Origin of the sequence: Streptomyces fradiae ATCC 10745 = DSM 40063 (genome assembly GCF_008704425.1) — a bacterium.
GTDB lineage: Bacteria > Actinomycetota > Actinomycetes > Streptomycetales > Streptomycetaceae > Streptomyces > Streptomyces fradiae.
Genome location: NZ_CP023696.1, coordinates 4,629,485 through 4,646,610, shown reverse-complemented (window position 1 = coordinate 4,646,610; position 17,126 = coordinate 4,629,485). Strand labels below are relative to the sequence as shown.

Genomic DNA, 17,126 nt, shown 5'->3' with positions numbered 1-17,126 from the left:
TTCGCCCAGCAATGCACCGTCTCATTTAGCAGTGCCCCGGCTTGCCCCGATGCTTCCACCGGCCGTGCGGGAGCGTCGCCGTGACGGCGAAGCCCCCGTCGTACGGGCCGTGCCGGAAGGTGCCGCCCGCGAGCCGTACCCGCTCGTCCAGGCCCACCAACCCCCGGCCGCCGCCGGAGGGAGCGGCGCCCGGCCGGTCGCGGGCCGGCGGGCCGTTCACCACCCGTACCTCCGTCCCGCCCTCGCCGTGGACGAGCCGCACGGTCACGGGGGCGCCCGCGAACCACGGGAGCATCGCCCCGGCGACCAGGGCGCCCACGAAGACCGTGGCGTGCACCAGCAGTGACGGCATCAGCAGGACCGCGAGGACGCCCGCCGCGACCGCGCCGCTCAGCGCGAGGGCGCCCGCCCGCGTCCCGCCCGGCCGCCGGCCCGCCAGGAAGGCGGCCGCCGCCGTCGGCACCGTCCACCAGTCGCTCCGTACGGTCAGCGCCGCCCCCGCGGCCGCCGCCACCGGCAGGGCCCACGCGGTCCAGACGACGGGGCCCCGCCCCCCTGTGCTCTCCATACGGGCGACCGTACGCGGGGCGCGGGGCGTCAGAACACTGACGAAAGTCCACCTTCCGGCAGCCAGTCGCGCCCCGGCCGGTACTCCAGCCAGCGCCGGGCACGCCCGGCGCGCTGGAACGCGTCGAGCAGCGCCCGCGAGGCGGGCGTCCCCTCCGGCCCGCCGCACCACACGAGCGACCAGGCGTAGAGCGGGGTCGGGTCCGCGAGCGGGATGACGCGCAGGCCGGTACCGGGGACGGCGGGAGCGGAGAGGTCGGTGCGGGCGGTCGGGGCGCCGCCGGGCCGGGCGGCCGGGAGCGGGACCGATGCCGGGGGCGGGACCGATGCCGGGGGCGGGACCGATGCCGGGGGCGGGGGAAGGAACGGGGGCCGGGTCCGGGCGGGGGCGGGGGTGGCCGCGATCGTGTCGGGGACGGCGTCGGCCGGCAGCAGCGTGAAGCACTCCGGGTCGTCGCGGACGGCGGCGAGGAACGGCGCGGGCCCGAGGTTGGGGCCGCCGACGCGGTGCTCGACACCGAAGCGGTCCGCGAACCGGGTGAGGAAGTCCAGCCGTCCGGGCTCCGCCGGGCAGCGCAGGACGCTTCCGCTCAGGTCGGAGGGGCGCAGACAGGCGGCGCCGGCGAGGGGGTGGGCGGCGCTGACGACGGCGTCGACCGGTTCGAGGCGTACGACGCGGTGGGAGAGCGCGGCGCGGGCGGGCGGCCCCGCAGGGTCCGCCGCGTCCAGCGGTACCCGGCCGAGCCCGGCGTCCACATCGCCGCGCCGCAGCGCCCGCGCGACGGCCGCGTGGTCCCGGCCCGTGCCGGTCTCGACGCCGAGGCCCGGGGCGTCGGCCAGGACGTCGGCGAGGGTGCGCAGCGGCGCGTACAGATGCCCCCACACGTCGAGGCGGACGCGGGGGCCCGGCACGGCCAGGGCGGCGGCCACGGCGGCCGTACCGGCTTCCAGGGTCTGCCGGGCGGGCCCGAGGAACCGCTCCCCCGCCGCCGTGAGCCGCACGCCGCGGCCGTCCCCCCGGTCGAGCAGCCGGACGCCGAGCCGGGACTCCAGGCGGGCGACGCGCCGGGAGAGCGCCTGCTGGGTGAGGCCGAGCTCCCCGGCGGCCCGGCCGAAGTGCCGCAGCCGCGCCACGGCGGTGAAGGCGCGCACCTGGCCGAGGTCGAGATCGGGGGCGGGGACGGGCGGGCGCGGGTCCGGACCGGGAGCCGTGGAGGTGTGGCGGGCCACGCGCGAGTCCGGGTCCGGGGCGTGCTGCATGCGCCTCACCATAGGCGACAACGTCCCGTTGTCGCCCGGCCGGTGGCGGTTGTTGGACGGGCGGTGGCCGCGCGGCTGGGATGGGGGCATGCGCTTCCTCGACCAGCCCGACGTCCTGGCCCCCTTCGTGGCGGGCAACCGTTCCCGCGCGTTCGGCGCGGGCCTGGACCCGTTCGCGTACGAGCGGGTGACGGGCACGCTGCGCTCCCTGTACGACTGGCCCGCGGCGTTCCGCGCGGAGGGCGACCGGCTGCTCTCGGCGGCGGAGGAGCACGCGGGGCGGGGCCGGGCCGTCTCGGCGGGCGCGGCGCTGCGCGGTGCGGCCCGCTGGCTGCACTTCTCGACCCTGCTGCCGCACCCGGACAGGCAGGCGACCGCCAGGGCGGCGCGGGCGGCGGACCGGGCGATGCACCGGGCGCTGGCCCTCACGGAGCCCTCGGCGGGACGCGTCGAGGGCGCGTCCTTCGCGGGGTGGCTGCGTCGGCCGGCCGGCGCGGACGCCTCCGGTGGCACGGCGGACGTCGCACCGGCGGGCGGCGCGGTGGAGGGTAGCGCGGTGGCGGGCGGCGCGGTGGCGGTCCGGGGAGGGCGGGGCGCCGCCGGGGAGCCGGTGCCGGTGGTCGTGGTGGTGCCGGGACTGGACTCCGCGAAGGAGGAGTTCCACACGGTGGCCGACGCGCTGCTGGCGCGCGGGGTGGCGGTCTGCTCCGTGGACGGGCCGGGACAGGGCGTGATGGCGGCGGTACGGGCGCCGCGCGCGGACTTCCCCCACGTGCTCGGCGAGGTCCTGGACGCCGTGGCGGCGCGGCCGGGCGTGGACGTGTCGCGGGCGGGCGTGCTGGGGCTCAGCCTGGGCGGCTACTACGCGTCGGTGTCGGCGGCGTACGAGCCCCGGCTGCGCGCGGCGGTGGCGGTGAGCGGCCCGTACCGGCTGGACTGGGACGGGTTGCCGCTGTTCGTGCGGGACACGCTGGCCGGCCGCTGCGGGAGCGTGGCGGCGGCGCGGGAGTTCGCCGGGCGGGTCGACCTGACGGAGGCGGCGCCCCGCATCGACCGGCCGCTGCTGGTCGTCGAGGGCGGCACGGACGCCATACCGGGCGTCACCGGTGGCGCCGCGCTGGCCGCCGCCGCCCCGGACGCCACGCTCCTGACGGTCCCGCACGGCGACCACCTGCTGGGCAACTGCCGCCCCGACTGGCTGCCGCGGACCGCGGACTGGCTGGCCGACCGCCTCGGCGCGAGCGCCGTCGCCACCGCGCCGCGGCGGCCGCGCTGACCCGCCCTCCCGGCCACCACGGGGGTGCGGCCGGGAGGGCGCGCGCGGACCGTGGAGGTCCGGTCGCGGCGGCCGCGAGAGGAGCCGGAGGCGGGACCCGGCACGAGAGCCGTGTCGCCCTACGGGCGGCGCGGCGCGCTCGGTGCCGCCGTGCGGCCGCGGTCTCGTGGCGCCGTGGCGCCTCGTCACGCCGCCCGGAGCAGGGGGCTGTCGTGGCGGAGGAGCCAGTGGCGGTAGGCGGCGGTGCGCAGGGCGGCCTCGCGGTAGGCGGCGGCCAGTTCGGCGTAGGCGGCGTCGTGGAGGGAGCAGCCGCCCGGCCGGTGGTAGAGCAGCAGCCGTACCGCCAGGGGGTCGTCGCGCAGGGGGCGGATCGCCATGTCGTCGCGCGGGCCCGACGTGGGCTGGCAGGGGGCGACGGCCTCGCCGGCCACGATGAGCGACGCGGCCGTGTGGTAGTCGGCGTGCAGGACCGGCGGGTCGATCCCGGCGGCGCCGAGGACCCGGCGCAGCCCGTCCCACTCCCCGTCGACGCTCGGATCGACCATCCACCGGTCCTCCGCCAGGTCGGCCACGTCCACCACGGGCGCGGCGGCGGCCGGGTGGTCGCGGGCCATGGAGATGAACTGCGGCTCCCGGTCGACCAGGACCCGCCGCTCCAGCCCGTCCGGGACGCGCAGGGGGCAGCCCTCCACCTCGTGGACGAACGCCACGTCGAGCTGGCCCGCCGCGAGCGCGCGGAGCAGGGCGCCGGCGGACACGTCCATGTGGAGGCTGATGTCGGTACCGGGCAGCCGCTTCCGTAACCGCCGCAGCCATCCGGCGAGGGCGCGGCTGGCGGTGGAGCCGATCCGCAGCCGGGCGCCGTCCACGCGGGCGGCGGCGGCGCGGGTCTCGCTGACGAGCAGGGCGAGTTGGGCGACGAGGGGCCGGGCGCGGCTGAGGACGTCCAGGCCGAGCGGGGTGGGCCGGCAGCCGGTGCGCTCCCGGCTGAAGAGCTGGGCGCCCAGGGCGTTCTCGATGCGCCGCAGCTGGGTGGTGAGCGACGGCTGGCTCATCCCGAGGGAGCGGGCGGCCTTGTGCAGGCTGCCCGCGTCGGCGATGGCGCACAGCACCCTCAGGTGTCTCACCTCCAGCTCCATGCCCCAGAGGGTAGGACGCCCGCCGTGCACCGCACCAGACGCCGTGACCTGGTCGATCGCCTTCAGCCGGAAGGGAGTTGTGGCGGGTGATGTGCTGGTGCTATCGCCGTTTGCCATCATCCGCGCGGGGCCGGGGCTCCCCGACACTCTCTCCAACCGAACGCGTCCCCAGGCGTTCAGGACGAGTAGGAGCCCCCACATGAAGCCCCCCATGCACCGCCGTGCCCTGCTGGCCGCCGCGCTGAGTGCCGCCGCCGCTCTCGCCGCCGTGCCGGCCGCGACCGCCACCGCCGCCCCGGCCCCGGCGGGCACCGCCCAGGAGACCGTCGCCGCCGCCGCGTTCTCGGCGTACTCGGGCTCGTCCGAGGAGGCGCGGGCGAACCGGGCGTTCTTCGACGCGGTCATGAAGTCCGTGGCTCAGAAGCGCGCCGCCGTCCCCGGCACCCAGGCCGTGACGGTCGTGTACTCGGCGGCCAACGCGCCCAGCTTCCGCACCCAGATAGCCCGCTCCACGCAGATCTGGAACAGCTCCGTCAGCAACGTGAAGCTCCAGGAGGGCAGCAACCCGGACTTCCGGTACTACGAGGGCAACGACTCGCGCGGCTCGTACGCCAGCACGGACGGGCACGGCCGCGGCTACATCTTCCTCGACTACCGGCAGAACCAGATCTACAACTCCACCCGCGTCACCACCCACGAGACCGGGCACGTCCTCGGCCTGCCCGACAACTACTCCGGTCCGTGCAGCGAGCTGATGTCCGGCGGCGGCCCCGGCCCGTCGTGCACCAACGCCACGCCGAACGCGCAGGAGCGCTCGCGCGTCGACTACCTGTGGCGCTACGGCCTCGCGGCGGCGGCCGCCCCGGCCGCCTGAGCCGTACCGCACGCGCGTGAGGGCGCCCCGCGGCAGGTCCGCGGGGCGCCCTCGCGCGCGTGGGCCCGGTCCGTTCGGGCCCGGCCGGACCTGCCGGACCTGCCGGAGCTGCCGGACCTGCCGGACCTGCCGGAGCTGCCGGAGCTGCCGGAGCTGCCGGACACGCGCGTACGGCCCGCCGGGCGCGCCCCGCCGGGTGCGCCTACGCCGCTTGGATTAGGTCGCGGGCGAAGCGGGCGCCGGGGGGCAGTTGGCGCAGGATCCGCCCGAGGGCCCGGTCGAAGTCCCCGTCCGTGACCCCCGACTCGTACGCCGCTCCGGCGCAGTGCAGCGTCAGGTGCAGCTCCACCCGCTCCGGCGTGCCGTCGGGCAGCGCCTCACCGAGGGTGAGCAGGCAGCTCAGGGTGCCGGGCTCGGTCACGCCGTCGGTCAGGACGGACAGCGGCTGGTCCCACTCCAGCACGCAGCCCGCCAGCGGGAGGCCGCCGTCCTCCTCGGCCGCCCGCAGGGCGGCGAAGCCGCCGCCCTCGTACCGCACGCCCCTGACCACGGCGCTGACGCCCCGCCCGTCCGACGTGACGCGGACGGCCTCCGCCCCGCGGCGGTCCCGGTACCAGCCGGTCCGCACCTCGGCCGGCCCCGAAGGTGCCGGCGACTCCGATGACTCCGTTGACTGCGTTGACATGGCGCGGACTGTAGCGGTACGCGGGGGCCCGGCGTGACGCCGGACGCCCTCCGTGCCGGACTTCGGCCGATAGCGGCGCGCATGCCCGGCTTGCACGCCTCCTCGGCGCCGCCGGGCCCGGTCACGGGCGGAGCCCGCCTGACGTGTCCGGGGGCGGGGCGGCGCCCGGCCGTCCCGCGCCGCGTACGGTCCGCTACCGCCCCGCGCGCGGGGTCAGGCCGTACCGTTCGCACCCCGGTGTCCCGCAGGGGCGCGGCTCCCATGCGGGCACCCACGCGCCGAGGACCTTGCGCCGGTGCACCACCTCGCCGACCGGCCGTCCGCAGGCGGGGCACACCGGCTCGCCCGCGGGACCGGCCGGGTGCGGGCGGCGTGCGGTCCGGCGCCCCTCACCTCCGGTCATGGTTCCAGCGTAGTGCGGCTCAGCGGACGCGGCCGTACCGGCGGACGACGACGCCGTTGCCGAAGGACCGGACGTCGCGGAGGTCGAAGTCGGACACCGCGAAGGCGGCGCCGCCGAACATCGGCATCCCCGCCCCGTAGACCTGCGGGTACGACTTGATCACCAGTTCGTCGACCTCGTCGATCAGCGTCCCGGCGATGCCCGAGCCGCCGCACAGCCAGATGCCGAGCGGACCGTCCTCCGCCTTGAGGGCGCGGACGCGGGCGACCAGGTCGCCGGAGACGATCTCGACGTTCGGGTGCGGGGAGGTCTCCAGGGTGCGGGAGGCGACGATCTCGCGGAGGTGCCCGTACGGGCTGGGCACCCCGGCGTCGAGGCCGACCTGGTAGCTGCCGCGGCCCTGGACGACCGTGTCGAAGTGCTTGTTCGGGGCGTCGGCGATGCCCAGCGCGCGGCGGCCTTCGGCGCTGACGGTCTCGGGGTACTCGCCGGTCAGGAAGGCGAGGTACTCCTCGTCCAGGTACCGGAACATGGAGGTGGCGTCGCCGCCGGGGTCGCCGATGAAGCCGTCGAGCGAGCAGGCGACCAGGTACGTCAGAGTGCGCAAACCGCGTCCTTCGGGTGGGTGCGTGGCTCCGCGCCCCGGAGCGGAGCGGGCGGGGCGGGCGGGGCGGGCGATCCCCGCCACCCTGCTACAGGAGCGGTCGTCCCGCCAGCGGGTTTCCCGGCCGCGCCGGCACCTGATGCCCGGCGGGGAGGCGCCGCGGGCGGCCGTCCCGGCGCTCCGCCCCCGCCGGTACGGCCCGCCCACCCGTCCGCCCGCCGGCACGTCCGCCCGCCGGCACGTCCGCCCGCGGGCACAGCCGCCCGCCGGCGTGTCCGCCCGTCGCCCGCCGCTCAGTGGCTGCGTCGCGTCACGAACTCGGCCAGCGCCAGCAGCTCCTCCGCCGCCCCGAGGTCCGGCACCGCGCCGGAGAGCTGCTGCACCGCCCTCGCCATCCGGTCGGCCGCCTCCGCCTGCGCCCAGTCGCGGCCCCCGGCCCGCTCCACCGCGTCGGCCGCCAGCGCCACGCCCCGGCCGTCCAGCTCCGCCCGCCCGTAGAGCGCGGCCAGCTCCGCGCCCTCCGGGGTGCCGGAGGTGAGCGCGGCGACGACGGGCAGCGACTTCTTGCGGGCCGCCAGGTCCGCCCCGGCCGGCTTGCCGGTACGCGCGGGGTCGCCCCAGATGCCGATCAGGTCGTCGATGAGCTGGAACGCCAGGCCCGCCTCCCGCCCGAAGGCGTCCATCGCGGCGACCTCGGCCTCCCCCGCGCCCGCGTACAGGGCGCCCAGGGCGCAGGCGCAGCCCAGCAGCGCGCCGGTCTTGGCCTCGGCCATGGCGAGGGTCTCGTCCAGTGTCACGTCCGCCGGGTCGCGCCGCTCGAAGGCGACGTCGGCCTGCTGCCCCGCGCACAGCTCCACCACGCAGGCGCCGAGCCGCGCCACCGCGGCCGCCGCCGCGGGGTGCCGGTCGGTGGCGAGGACGGTCAGGGCGAGGGCCTGCAGGGCGTCGCCGGTGACCAGGGCGTCGGGCGTGCCGAAGACCGTCCACGCGGTGGGCCGGCCGCGCCGGGTGCGGTCCTCGTCGACGATGTCGTCGTGGAGCAGGGTGAAGTTGTGCACCAGCTCCACGGCCGCCGCCGCCCGGACGGCCGCGTCCGCGTCGCCGCCGAGCGCGCGGGCGGCGGCGAGTACGAGGGCGGGGCGGACGGCCTTGCCGGCGCCCCGGCCCGCGACCGGCGTGCCGTCGGCGCGCTCCCAGCCGAAGTGGTACATCGCCACGCGGCGCAGCGGTGCGGGGAGGGCGGTCAGGTCGGCGCGCAGCCGGGGCGCGACCGCGGCGTGGGCGCGGTCGAGCAGGGCCGCCGCGTCCGGGCCGCCGGGCCCCGGCGGCAGGGGCGCCGCCGCCCGGCCGCCGTCCCCGGACCGCACGCCCGTCAGGCCCGTCAGGCCCGTCACGCCCGCGATGTCCGTCGTGTCCGCGTCAATCATGGTCACGGTCTTCTCCTCCGCTCGTGCCTGCGTCCCCGGGGCAGGGGCGCGGGCGGGGACGCCGGTGCGGGACGCCCCCGCCCGTACCCGGTCCTCACCTCCAGCGGCTGATCTCGACGTTCTCCAGGACACCCAGGGCGTCCGGCACCAGGATCGCCGCGGAGTAGTAGGCCGTGACCAGATACGAGATGATCGCCTGTTCGTCGATACCCATGAATCGCACGGACATGCTCGGCTCGATCTCGTCGGGGATGCCGGTCTGGTGGAGGCCGACGACGCCCTGCTCCGACTCGCCGGTGCGCATGCAGAGGATCGACGTGGTCCGTGCGTCGCTGATCGGGATCTTGTTGCAGGGGAAGATCGGGACACCGCGCCAGGTCGGGATGCGGTTGCCGCCGACGTCGATGCTCTCGGGCACCAGGCCGCGCCGGTTGCACTCGCGGCCGAAGGCGGCGATGGCCTTCGGGTGGGCGAGGAACAGCTTGCTGCCGCGGCGGCGGGAGAGCAGCTCGTCCATGTCGTCCGGGCCGGGGACGCCGTCGTGCGGCTGGATGCGCTGGCCGTAGTCGCAGTTGGCGAGGAGGCCGAACTCGGGGTTGTTGACCAGCTCGTGCTCCTGGCGCTCGCGCAGCGCCTCGACCGTCAGGCGCAGCTGCTGCTCGGTCTGGTTCATCGGCTGGTTGTAGAGGTCGGCCACGCGCGTGTGGACCTTGAGCACGGTCTGGGCGACGCTCAGCTCGTACTCGCGGGGGGCGGGGTCGTAGTCGACGTAGGTCTGCGGGATGACCGGCTCGCCGCGGTGGCCGGCGGAGAGGTCGATGGCCTTCTCGCCGTACTTGTTGGTCCGCTGCCGCGGGATCGCGGCGGCGGAGGCGAGGTGCCCCGCGAGGGACTCGGCGCGCTCGGCGAGGTTCAGGACGTCGGCGCGGGTCAGCTCCAGCATCACGCAGGCGGTGGCGGCGCGGTGGGTGTGCTCCCAGGTCGCCTCGCCGTCGAGGAGCGAGCCGTCGCCGAAGTAGCCGCCGTCGGCGAGGACGTCGACGACCGCCTCGTCGCCGTACGGGCCGGAGCCGACCTTCTCCACCCGGCCGTGCGCCAGCAGGAAGACCCGGTCCGCCGGGGCGCCGGCCTCCACGATGACGTCCCCGGGCGCGTACGCGCGCTGCGTGCAGCGCCGGGCCAGCTCGCCGAGCGCCGCCTCGTCGCCGTATCCGCGCAGCGCGGGCAGCTCGCCCAGCTCGGCGGGGATGACCTCGACGCGCTCCCCGGTCTGCACGAACGTCACGCGCCCGTCGCCCACGGCGTAGGCGTACCGGCGGTTCACCCGGTACGCGCCGCCCTGGACCTGCACCCACGGCAGCATGCGCAGCAGCCACCGGGAGGTGATCTCCTGCATCTGGGGCGCCGACTTGGTGGTGGTCGCCAGGTTCCGCGCCGCGTCCGTGCCGAGGCTCTTCTGCGCGGGAGCCTGACCGGCCCGTACGTCGTCGCCGACCGAGTCAACCGAACCAACCGACATGTTGTCCCTCTCGATGATCCCAACGGCTTGCCGGGGAAGCTTTTCAACACATGGTGTGACGACGCCATTACCCACATGAGTGGGAATGGAAGGCGGCGCGTACGGGTAGGTCAGCCGCGCTTTCGATTCCCGGCCCGCTGAACCGGCCGGCTTCCGCGCCCGGTGTCCGGATCGGCCCGTACCGGCGGGCGCCGCGCACAATGGACGGGTGACACCCGCAGGCTCCCCCGCCCCCGGCCCGGCCCCCACTCCCGGTCCGGCCACCGCCCCCGGCCCGGTCCCCCGTCCCGGCACGAACCGCCCCGGCACGAGCGGCCCCGGCACGTCCCCCGGCACACGCGGCGCCCCGGCCGGGGCCCCGGCCGCGCCCCCGGCCGCGCCGGCACCCCGGCTGCCGTCGCCGCTGCGGGCGGCCGAGGACGAGCGGTTCGCCCGGCGGGGCGTGCGGCTGCTGCTCAAGCGGGACGACCTGATCCACCCGGAGCTGGTGGGCAACAAGTGGCGGAAGCTGGCACCGAACCTCGCCGGGGCGGCGGGGCGCCCGGTCCTCACCTTCGGCGGGGCCTACTCCAACCACCTGCGGGCCACGGCCGCGGCCGGGCGGCTGCTGGGCTTCCCGACCGTCGGGGTGGTCCGGGGCGACGAGCTGGCCGGCCGGCCGCTCAACCCGGTGCTGGAGCAGTGCGCGGCGGACGGGATGCGGCTGGTGTTCGTGGACCGGGCGACGTACCGGGCCAAGCGCGACCCGCGGGTGGTGGCCCGGCTGCTGCGGGAGGCCCCGGAGGGCGCGGTGGTCGTCCCGGAGGGCGGCAGCAACGCGGCGGCGGTGCGCGGCTGCGCGGAGCTGGGCCGCGAGCTGCGGGGCCGCGCGGACGTGGTGGCGGTGGCGTGCGGCACCGGCGGGACGCTGGCCGGGCTGGCGGCGGGCCTGGCGCCCGGGCAGCGGGCGCTGGGCGTGCCGGTGCTCAGGGGCGGCTTCCTCGGGGCGGAGGTGCGCGCGCTGCAGGAGTCCGCCTTCGGCGGGCCGGCCGGCACGTGGAGCCTGGACGACCGCTTCCACTTCGGCGGGTACGGGCGGGTCGCGCCGGAGCTGGCGGCGTTCGCGGCGGACTTCTCGGCGCGGCACGGGCTGCCGGTGGAGCGGCTGTACGTCGCCAAGATGCTGTACGCGCTGGTCGCGCTCGCCGAGGAGGGCGCCTTCGCACCCGGTACGACGGTCGCCGCGGTGGTGACCGGACGGCCGGATCCGGACACGGGGTCCAGGGGGTGAGAGGTGGACGGTTCGACCGCCCGGCGCCTGGGTACGTCAATCCTCCGCCGGATCCACAGGATTGGTCACCGCGACCCCCTAGCCACTGTGCGTGCCCATGTGTTTACGATGGGTGACGCACGTCGGCTCGGGGTCCACGGCGACACGGCGGCATGGATCGCGATAGCGTCACGGCGACTACGCATTCCTGCGTACCGCACGGTTCCGGGGGGATCTCGCTCCCTCCGGTCCCCGAACGAGTTTGTGCCACCTTGGAGGTGAGGGTGTCCCAGATCGCAGGCGAGCCCGGGACCCAGGACTTCGTGGAAGTCCGGCTGCCCGCTGCGGGTGCCTACCTGTCCGTGCTGCGTACGGCCACGGCCGGCCTCGCGGCGCGCTTGGACTTCACCCTCGACGAGATCGAGGACCTGCGCATCGCGGTCGACGAGGCCTGCGCCATCCTGCTGCAGCAGGCCGTGGCCGGGTCGGTCCTGAGCTGCGTGTTCCGGCTGATCGACGACTCGCTGGAGGTGACGGTGTCCGCCCCGACGACGGACGGCCGGGCGCCGGAGCGGGACACGTTCGCGTGGACGGTCCTGTCCGCCCTGGCGGGCAAGGTGGACTCGTCGGTCGCCGACGACCGCACGGTCTCCATCAGCCTGTACAAACAGCGCGGCGCGGGACCCGGGCCGGCGTGAGAGACGGGGACGGTCCGGTGCGGAACGAGGAGCGCGGCCCGCGGGCCGCGGGCGCGGCGGAGGACGTCGCGGGCATCCCGGAGCAGCAGGCGCGGCCGCACCCGGTGGACGGTCCGGCGGACGGCCGGGCGGAGGCGCCGGAGCGGGCGCGGGTGGAGCGGGCGGCGCGGATGAGCGGGAACGACGACGAGCAGCGGGGCGGGAGCCGGCGGCCCGACCCGCAGGACCGGAGCGGCGCGCGGGCGATGTTCGTGCGGCTGCGGAGCCTGCCGGACGGTTCGCCGGAGCGGGCCGAGCTGCGCAACCAGCTCGTGCGGATGCACCTGCCGCTCGTCGAGCACCTCGCGCGCCGGTTCCGCAACCGGGGCGAGCCGCTGGACGACCTGACCCAGGTCGCGACGATCGGCCTGATCAAGTCGGTCGACCGGTTCGACCCGGAGCGGGGCGTCGAGTTCTCGACGTACGCGACGCCGACCGTCGTCGGCGAGATCAAGCGGCACTTCCGCGACAAGGGCTGGGCGGTCCGGGTGCCCCGGCGGCTCCAGGAGCTGCGGCTGTCGCTGACGTCGGCGACGGCGGAGCTGTCCCAGCTGCACGGACGGTCACCGACCGTGCACGAGCTGGCGGAGAAGCTCGGGATCTCCGAGGAGGAGGTCCTGGAGGGCCTGGAATCGGCCAACGCGTACTCGACGCTGTCGCTGGACGTGCCGGACACGGACGACGAGTCGCCGGCCGTCGCGGACACGCTGGGCGCGGAGGACGAGGCGCTGGAGGGCGTCGAGTACCGGGAGTCGCTGAAGCCGCTGCTGGAGGGCCTGCCGCCGCGGGAGAAGCGGATCCTGCTGCTGCGGTTCTTCGGGAACATGACGCAGTCGCAGATCGCGCAGGAGGTGGGCATCTCCCAGATGCACGTCTCCCGGCTGCTGGCCCGCACCCTGGCGCAGCTCCGCGAGCGGCTGCTGGTGGAGGAGTAGGCCGGGCCCCGGACGAGGGCTCGGCTGAGCGCGGCCTCCCGTACGTACGGTGCTCGCCGATCACGTCCCGTCACAGCCGCCGCCGGAGGGACCCCCGCGTCACGGCGCGGGGCGGCCGATGCCGAGCGCCCTGGTGGTGGTGGGGTGGACCAGCAGCACCAGCCCCGTCACCGCCGCCGCGGCCAGCGCGATGCCCGCCGGGATCGCCGCGCCCACGCCCGTCAGGAGCGTGTACGCGACCGGGAGCGCCATGAGCTGCGTGATGATCGCGGGGCCGCGGCTCCAGCTGCGGCAGCCCAGCAGGCCCCGCGCCGCGAGCAGCGGGATGAGGCCCAGCGCGATCAGGGTCGCGCCGCCCGTGAGGGCCTGGGTGAAGCCGTCGGGCGTACCGGTCAGGGTGTTGACCAGGACGTACACACCCCCCGCGAAGAGGGCGAGCGCCTGGAGTCCGGCCACCGCGGCGGCCGCCGTCACACGGGCGGGGCGCGGCGTGGGGGCGGGGTTCTGTTCGCTGCTGCTCACCCCGGCAAGGGTAGCCGCCGCGCCCGGCCCCCTCGGGGGCGCGGTGGGCGGGGCGGCGCCCCGGTCCGGGAGGTGGGGGCGGCGCCCCGGTCCGGGCCCGGCGACCAGGGCCCCGGTCCGGGCGCGGTGACCAGGGCCCCGGTCCGGGGCGCGGGTGGGGGGTCGTACCCCCGGCGCCTGGGCCCGGGTACCGCGCGGTAGGTAATCTGGCGGGCATGCGCGCACTCCTCGTGGTCAACCCGGCAGCCACCACCACGAGTGCCCGCACCCGTGACGTGCTGATCCACGCGCTGGCCAGCGAGATGAAGCTGGACGCGGTGACCACGGAGTACCGGGGCCACGGGCGCGACCTGGCCCGGCGGGCGGCCGACGCGGGGGACGTGGACCTGGTCGTGGCGCTCGGCGGCGACGGCACGGTCAACGAGGTCGTCAACGGCCTGCTCCACGCCGGTCCCGACCCGGACCGGCTGCCGCGCCTGGCGGTGGTGCCGGGCGGCTCCACGAACGTCTTCGCCCGCGCGCTCGGCCTGCCGAACGACGCCGTGGAGGCGACCGGCGTGATCCTGGACGCCCTGCGCGAGGAGCGGAGCCGGACGGTCGGGCTGGGCCTGGCGGCGGGCACGCCGGGCACGGAGGACGAGGCGGCGCCGGCCCGCTGGTTCACCTTCTGCGCGGGGCTCGGGTTCGACGCGGGTGTCATCGGCCGGGTCGAGCAGCAGCGGGAGCGCGGAAAGCGGTCGACGCACGCGCTGTACCTGCGCCAGGTCGTCCGCCAGCTCCTGGTGGACCCGCACCGGCGGCACGGCACGATCACCCTGGAGCGGCCGGGCCACGACCCGGTCCGGGAGCTGGTCCTGTCGATAGTCTGCAACACGTCCCCGTGGACGTACCTGGGGAACAAGCCGGTGTACGCCTCGCCCGAGGCGTCCTTCGACAAGGGGCTCGACGTGCTGGGGCTGTCCCGGCTGTCGGGCCCGGCCGTCGCCCGGTACGGCACGCAGCTGCTGACGTCGAGCCCGGAGCGGGGCCCGCGGGGCAGGCACGCCGTCTCCCTGCACGACCTGATCGACTTCACCTTGCATTCCAAGGTTCCACTGCCGTTTCAGATGGACGGTGACCACCTGGGGCTCCGTACGAGCGTGACGTTCACAGGCGTTCGCCGTGCACTGGGTGTGATTGTGTGAGTGGAAGGGCCCTTGGCCCTTTATCTCGAACGTACGGACTGGGATCCACCCCATAGAAGTACGGCTGTGACGCAGCCGACACCGAGGAATCGTAAAAAACTTTCCGGAAGGGGTTGTATCCGCCGCCGAGGTTTGCGAATCTCTACGTGGCGATCGGGACGGCCCGCAGCACCGGCCTCCAGCGAAAGCCAGAACCCCTCCTCAAACCAGGACCACACCAGCTCGTCTGGCCGTCGGCCCTTCCCTTGCGGGGGGATTCGTGAAAGCGTTCACATTCACAAGCAACTTGCATGCAACACCAAGGAGAGGTAGCAGCCATGGACTGGCGTCACAACGCCGTTTGTCGTGAGGAAGACCCCGAGCTGTTCTTCCCCATCGGCAACACCGGTCCTGCGCTGCTGCAGATCGAGGAAGCCAAGGCCGTCTGCCGTCGCTGCCCCGTGATGGAGCAGTGCCTGCAGTGGGCGCTCGAGTCCGGCCAGGACTCCGGCGTCTGGGGTGGCCTCAGCGAGGACGAGCGCCGCGCGATGAAGCGCCGCGCCGCCCGTAACCGGGCGCGTAACGCCAGCGCCTGAGCACCGCCACCGCGCCTCCACGAGTAGCAGCGCGCAGCAGTAACCCACAGCGTTCGAGCCCCGGACCGTGCGAAACGGTCCGGGGCTCGCTGCCGTGTGCGGCGCCGCCCGGGGGCGAGCCCGTGAGCCGGGGCGCCGGCCGGGCGGGGCGCCGGGGGTGCTACCGCCGGGTGCGGACCGGGAGGTCGAGCACCACGCGCGTGCCCCGCTCCGGCGCCGGGCGCATGTCGAACGAGCCGCCCAACTCCCCCTCCACCAGGGTCCGTACGATCTGCAGCCCGAGGTTCCCGGTGCGCTGGGGGTCGAAGCCCTCGGGCAGTCCGCGGCCGTCGTCCTGCACGGTGATCAGCAGCCGGGCCTCGCGCCCCTCGCCCCGGACGGCCGTGACCTCCACCGTCCCCCGCTCGGCCGGGGCGAAGGCGTGCTCCAGGGCGTTCTGCAGGATCTCGGTGAGCACCATCGACAGGGGCGTGGCGACCTCGGCGTCGAGGATGCCGAAGCGGCCGCTCCGGCGGCAGGCCACCTTGCCCGGCGAGATCTCCGCCACCATCGAGATCACCCGGTCGGCGATGTCGTCGAACTCGACGCGCTCGTCCAGGTTCTGCGACAGGGTCTCGTGGACGATGGCGATCGAGCCGACCCGGCGGACCGCCTCGTTCAGCGCCTCGCGGCCCCGGTCGGAGTCCATGCGGCGGGCCTGGAGCCGCAGCAGCGCGGCGACCGTCTGGAGGTTGTTCTTCACCCGGTGGTGGATCTCCCGGATGGTGGCGTCCTTGGTGATCAACTCGCGCTCGCGGCGGCGCAGTTCCGTCACGTCGCGCAGCAGGACCAGGGAGCCGATGCGGGTGCCCTTCGGCTTGAGGGGGATCGCCCGCAGCTGGATGACGCCGCCGTTGCCCTCGACCTCCGTCTCGCGCGGGGCGTAGCCGGAGGCCAGTTTGACCAGGGCCTCGTCGACCGGGCCGCGGGAGGGCGCCAGTTCGGCGGTGATCTGGCCGAGGTGCTGGCCCACCAGGTCGGCGGCGAGGCCGAGGCGGTGGTACGCGGAGAGGGCGTTCGGCGAGGCGTACTGGACGAAGCCGTCGGCGTCCAGGCGGATCAGCCCGTCGCCGGCGCGCGGCGAGGCGTCCATGTCGACCTGCTGCTCGGGGAACGGGAAGGCCCCGGCCGCGATCATCTGGGCCAGGTCGGACGCGGACTGGAGGTAGGTGAGCTCCAGCCGGGAGGGGGTGCGGACCGTGAGCAGGTTGGTGTTGCGGGCGATCACGCCGAGGACGCGGCCCTCGCGCCGTACCGGGATCGACTCGACCCGTACGGGGACCTCCTCGCGCCACTCCGGGTCGCCCTCGCGCACGATGCGGCCCTCGTCCAGGGCCGCGTCCAGGAGTGGGCGCCGGCCCCGCGGCACGAGGTGGCCCACCATGTCGTCCTGGTAGGAGGTGGGGCCCGTGTTGGGGCGCATCTGCGCGACGGAGACGTAGCGCGTGCCGTCGCGGGTGGGCACCCACAGCACGAGGTCGGCGAAGGAGAGGTCGGAGAGGAGCTGCCACTCCGAGACCAGCAGGTGGAGCCACTCGAGGTCGGACTCCCCGAGGGCGGTGTGCTGGCGGACGAGGTCGTTCATGGACGGCACGCCTGCGAGCGTACCCGTGACGTCGAACCTGGTGCTTTGCCGGTCCGTGGGGGAGGATGGGGGGCGACCACCCGCCATGAGGATGGACAGACAGAATTGGTCTAGTCCACAATGGTGGTGTACAGCTTCCATCCTCCCCGCACAGGAGGGTGGACCGGGACCCCGGCGCTCTCTGCCCTGACTGCGTCGAGGTCTCACCCGCGGCCGCGGGACCGCACACCCTCGGCCGTTGCTACTCCGGGCTGCGGTGCCGGACGGGTTGAGGGTCCCGTCGCGGCGCCGCGGCCCGCGGGTCTTTCCGGGCCGTGCGCGCCGCGCGTACGGCACCTAGGGCCGCCGCCCGTGGGGCCGCCCGTGCGGGCCCACCCCCGCGCGCCGGACCCCGCCCGCACGGCAGCCCGTACCGCCCGCCGCCGGGCCCACGCCGCCCTCCGTCGCCCTCCGCCGCCCGCCTCGCCGCCGCGGCGGTCGCCCCACGCCGGGCCCCGGCGCCGGGCGGACGCCCTCGCACCGCCCTCCACGGCCTCGCCGCGCCAC

16 protein-coding genes are annotated in these 17,126 nt (G+C 75.9%); 7 read left to right on the top strand and 9 right to left on the bottom strand.

Annotated features, from left to right (window positions below):
• Positions 1-25: 25 nt before the first annotated feature.
• Both CP974_RS20910 and CP974_RS20900 read right to left on the bottom strand, forming a co-directional pair.
• Entirely contained in the window at positions 26-568 is a 543-nt protein-coding gene (locus tag CP974_RS20910) for an ATP-binding protein (protein ID WP_031134542.1), read from the bottom strand.
• Positions 569-597: 29 nt separating this feature from the next.
• Positions 598-1,827, bottom strand: a complete 1,230-nt coding sequence (locus CP974_RS20900; protein ID WP_223844347.1) for a LysR family transcriptional regulator — start codon at positions 1,825-1,827, stop codon at positions 598-600.
• Between CP974_RS20900 and CP974_RS20895 the strand changes: the two genes are divergently transcribed.
• Positions 1,826-3,103 carry an alpha/beta hydrolase family protein gene (locus CP974_RS20895; protein WP_223844348.1) on the top strand — a complete coding sequence of 426 codons (1,278 nt, stop codon included), beginning with the start codon at positions 1,826-1,828 and terminating at the stop codon, positions 3,101-3,103. The genes CP974_RS20900 and CP974_RS20895 overlap by 2 nt on opposite strands.
• Before the next feature lie 185 nt (positions 3,104-3,288).
• Here CP974_RS20895 and CP974_RS20890 read toward each other — a convergent pair whose 3' ends face one another.
• On the bottom strand, positions 3,289-4,242 hold the full coding sequence (locus tag CP974_RS20890; protein ID WP_031132440.1) for a LysR family transcriptional regulator: 954 nt from the start codon (positions 4,240-4,242) through the stop codon (positions 3,289-3,291).
• A gap of 199 nt (positions 4,243-4,441) precedes the next feature.
• Between CP974_RS20890 and snpA the strand changes: the two genes are divergently transcribed.
• Complete coding sequence (gene snpA, locus CP974_RS20885) at positions 4,442-5,116, top strand: snapalysin (protein ID WP_051839511.1); 675 nt, start codon at positions 4,442-4,444, stop codon at positions 5,114-5,116.
• A 202-nt stretch (positions 5,117-5,318) separates the two neighbouring features.
• On the opposite strand, the gene CP974_RS20880 is transcribed toward snpA, so the two are convergent.
• The 4 genes from CP974_RS20880 to CP974_RS20865 all read right to left on the bottom strand — a co-directional run bounded on the left by CP974_RS20880 (position 5,319) and on the right by CP974_RS20865 (position 9,754).
• Positions 5,319-5,801, bottom strand: coding sequence for a DUF6304 family protein (locus CP974_RS20880; protein ID WP_174887733.1), 483 nt, complete (start codon positions 5,799-5,801; stop codon positions 5,319-5,321).
• 422 nt (positions 5,802-6,223) lie between these two features.
• A complete protein-coding gene (locus CP974_RS20875; protein ID WP_031132434.1) occupies positions 6,224-6,811 on the bottom strand; it encodes a dihydrofolate reductase family protein in 588 nt (195 codons plus the stop codon).
• A gap of 290 nt (positions 6,812-7,101) precedes the next feature.
• The gene (locus CP974_RS20870; RefSeq protein WP_078915646.1) at positions 7,102-8,235 is read right to left on the bottom strand and encodes a family 2 encapsulin nanocompartment cargo protein polyprenyl transferase; all 1,134 of its coding nucleotides are present in this window, start codon (positions 8,233-8,235) and stop codon (positions 7,102-7,104) included.
• A gap of 94 nt (positions 8,236-8,329) precedes the next feature.
• Positions 8,330-9,754: a family 2B encapsulin nanocompartment shell protein gene (locus CP974_RS20865; protein WP_031132430.1), complete on the bottom strand. Its 1,425-nt coding sequence runs from the start codon at positions 9,752-9,754 to the stop codon at positions 8,330-8,332.
• A gap of 391 nt (positions 9,755-10,145) precedes the next feature.
• Here CP974_RS20865 and CP974_RS20860 point away from each other — a divergent pair, with 391 nt between their 5' ends.
• From CP974_RS20860 to CP974_RS20850, 3 genes are all read left to right on the top strand, one after another.
• Positions 10,146-11,024: a 1-aminocyclopropane-1-carboxylate deaminase/D-cysteine desulfhydrase gene (locus CP974_RS20860; RefSeq protein ID WP_051839517.1), complete on the top strand. Its 879-nt coding sequence runs from the start codon at positions 10,146-10,148 to the stop codon at positions 11,022-11,024.
• A gap of 263 nt (positions 11,025-11,287) precedes the next feature.
• Positions 11,288-11,701, top strand: a complete 414-nt coding sequence (locus CP974_RS20855) for an ATP-binding protein (protein ID WP_028963827.1) — start codon at positions 11,288-11,290, stop codon at positions 11,699-11,701.
• Positions 11,698-12,675 (top strand): RNA polymerase sigma factor SigF, encoded by a 978-nt coding sequence (locus CP974_RS20850; protein WP_078915644.1) that lies wholly within the window; start codon positions 11,698-11,700, stop codon positions 12,673-12,675. Before CP974_RS20855 ends, CP974_RS20850 begins: the two co-directional genes overlap by 4 nt.
• 99 nt (positions 12,676-12,774) lie before the next feature.
• Here CP974_RS20850 and CP974_RS20845 read toward each other — a convergent pair whose 3' ends face one another.
• Positions 12,775-13,197: a hypothetical protein gene (locus tag CP974_RS20845; RefSeq protein ID WP_031132424.1), complete on the bottom strand. Its 423-nt coding sequence runs from the start codon at positions 13,195-13,197 to the stop codon at positions 12,775-12,777.
• 215 nt (positions 13,198-13,412) lie between these two features.
• On the opposite strand from CP974_RS20845, the gene CP974_RS20840 reads away from it, so the two are divergent.
• Together CP974_RS20840 and CP974_RS20835 are read left to right on the top strand one after the other, a co-directional pair.
• Positions 13,413-14,381, top strand: coding sequence for a diacylglycerol/lipid kinase family protein (locus tag CP974_RS20840; RefSeq protein ID WP_031132423.1), 969 nt, complete (start codon positions 13,413-13,415; stop codon positions 14,379-14,381).
• 317 nt (positions 14,382-14,698) lie between these two features.
• Entirely contained in the window at positions 14,699-14,956 is a 258-nt protein-coding gene (locus tag CP974_RS20835) for a WhiB family transcriptional regulator (RefSeq protein ID WP_003953983.1), read from the top strand.
• A gap of 160 nt (positions 14,957-15,116) precedes the next feature.
• On the opposite strand, the gene CP974_RS20830 is transcribed toward CP974_RS20835, so the two are convergent.
• Positions 15,117-16,580 carry a sensor histidine kinase gene (locus CP974_RS20830; RefSeq protein ID WP_031132421.1) on the bottom strand — a complete coding sequence of 488 codons (1,464 nt, stop codon included), beginning with the start codon at positions 16,578-16,580 and terminating at the stop codon, positions 15,117-15,119.
• Positions 16,581-17,126: the final 546 nt, after the last annotated feature.

What these genes read in the sequence shown, in the direction of transcription:
- CP974_RS20910 (WP_031134542.1), bottom strand. Translation starts at nt 568, where the DNA reads ATGGAGAGCACAGGGGGGCGGGGCCCCGTCGTCTGGACCGCGTGGGCC.
- CP974_RS20895 (WP_223844348.1), top strand. Translation starts at nt 1,826, where the DNA reads ATGCGCCTCACCATAGGCGACAACGTCCCGTTGTCGCCCGGCCGGTGG.
- CP974_RS20900 (WP_223844347.1), bottom strand. Translation starts at nt 1,827, where the DNA reads ATGCAGCACGCCCCGGACCCGGACTCGCGCGTGGCCCGCCACACCTCC.
- CP974_RS20890 (WP_031132440.1), bottom strand. Translation starts at nt 4,242, where the DNA reads ATGGAGCTGGAGGTGAGACACCTGAGGGTGCTGTGCGCCATCGCCGAC.
- snpA (WP_051839511.1), top strand. Translation starts at nt 4,442, where the DNA reads ATGAAGCCCCCCATGCACCGCCGTGCCCTGCTGGCCGCCGCGCTGAGT.
- CP974_RS20880 (WP_174887733.1), bottom strand. Translation starts at nt 5,801, where the DNA reads ATGTCAACGCAGTCAACGGAGTCATCGGAGTCGCCGGCACCTTCGGGG.
- CP974_RS20870 (WP_078915646.1), bottom strand. Translation starts at nt 8,235, where the DNA reads ATGATTGACGCGGACACGACGGACATCGCGGGCGTGACGGGCCTGACG.
- CP974_RS20865 (WP_031132430.1), bottom strand. Translation starts at nt 9,754, where the DNA reads ATGTCGGTTGGTTCGGTTGACTCGGTCGGCGACGACGTACGGGCCGGT.
- CP974_RS20840 (WP_031132423.1), top strand. Translation starts at nt 13,413, where the DNA reads ATGCGCGCACTCCTCGTGGTCAACCCGGCAGCCACCACCACGAGTGCC.
- CP974_RS20835 (WP_003953983.1), top strand. Translation starts at nt 14,699, where the DNA reads ATGGACTGGCGTCACAACGCCGTTTGTCGTGAGGAAGACCCCGAGCTG.
- CP974_RS20830 (WP_031132421.1), bottom strand. Translation starts at nt 16,580, where the DNA reads ATGAACGACCTCGTCCGCCAGCACACCGCCCTCGGGGAGTCCGACCTC.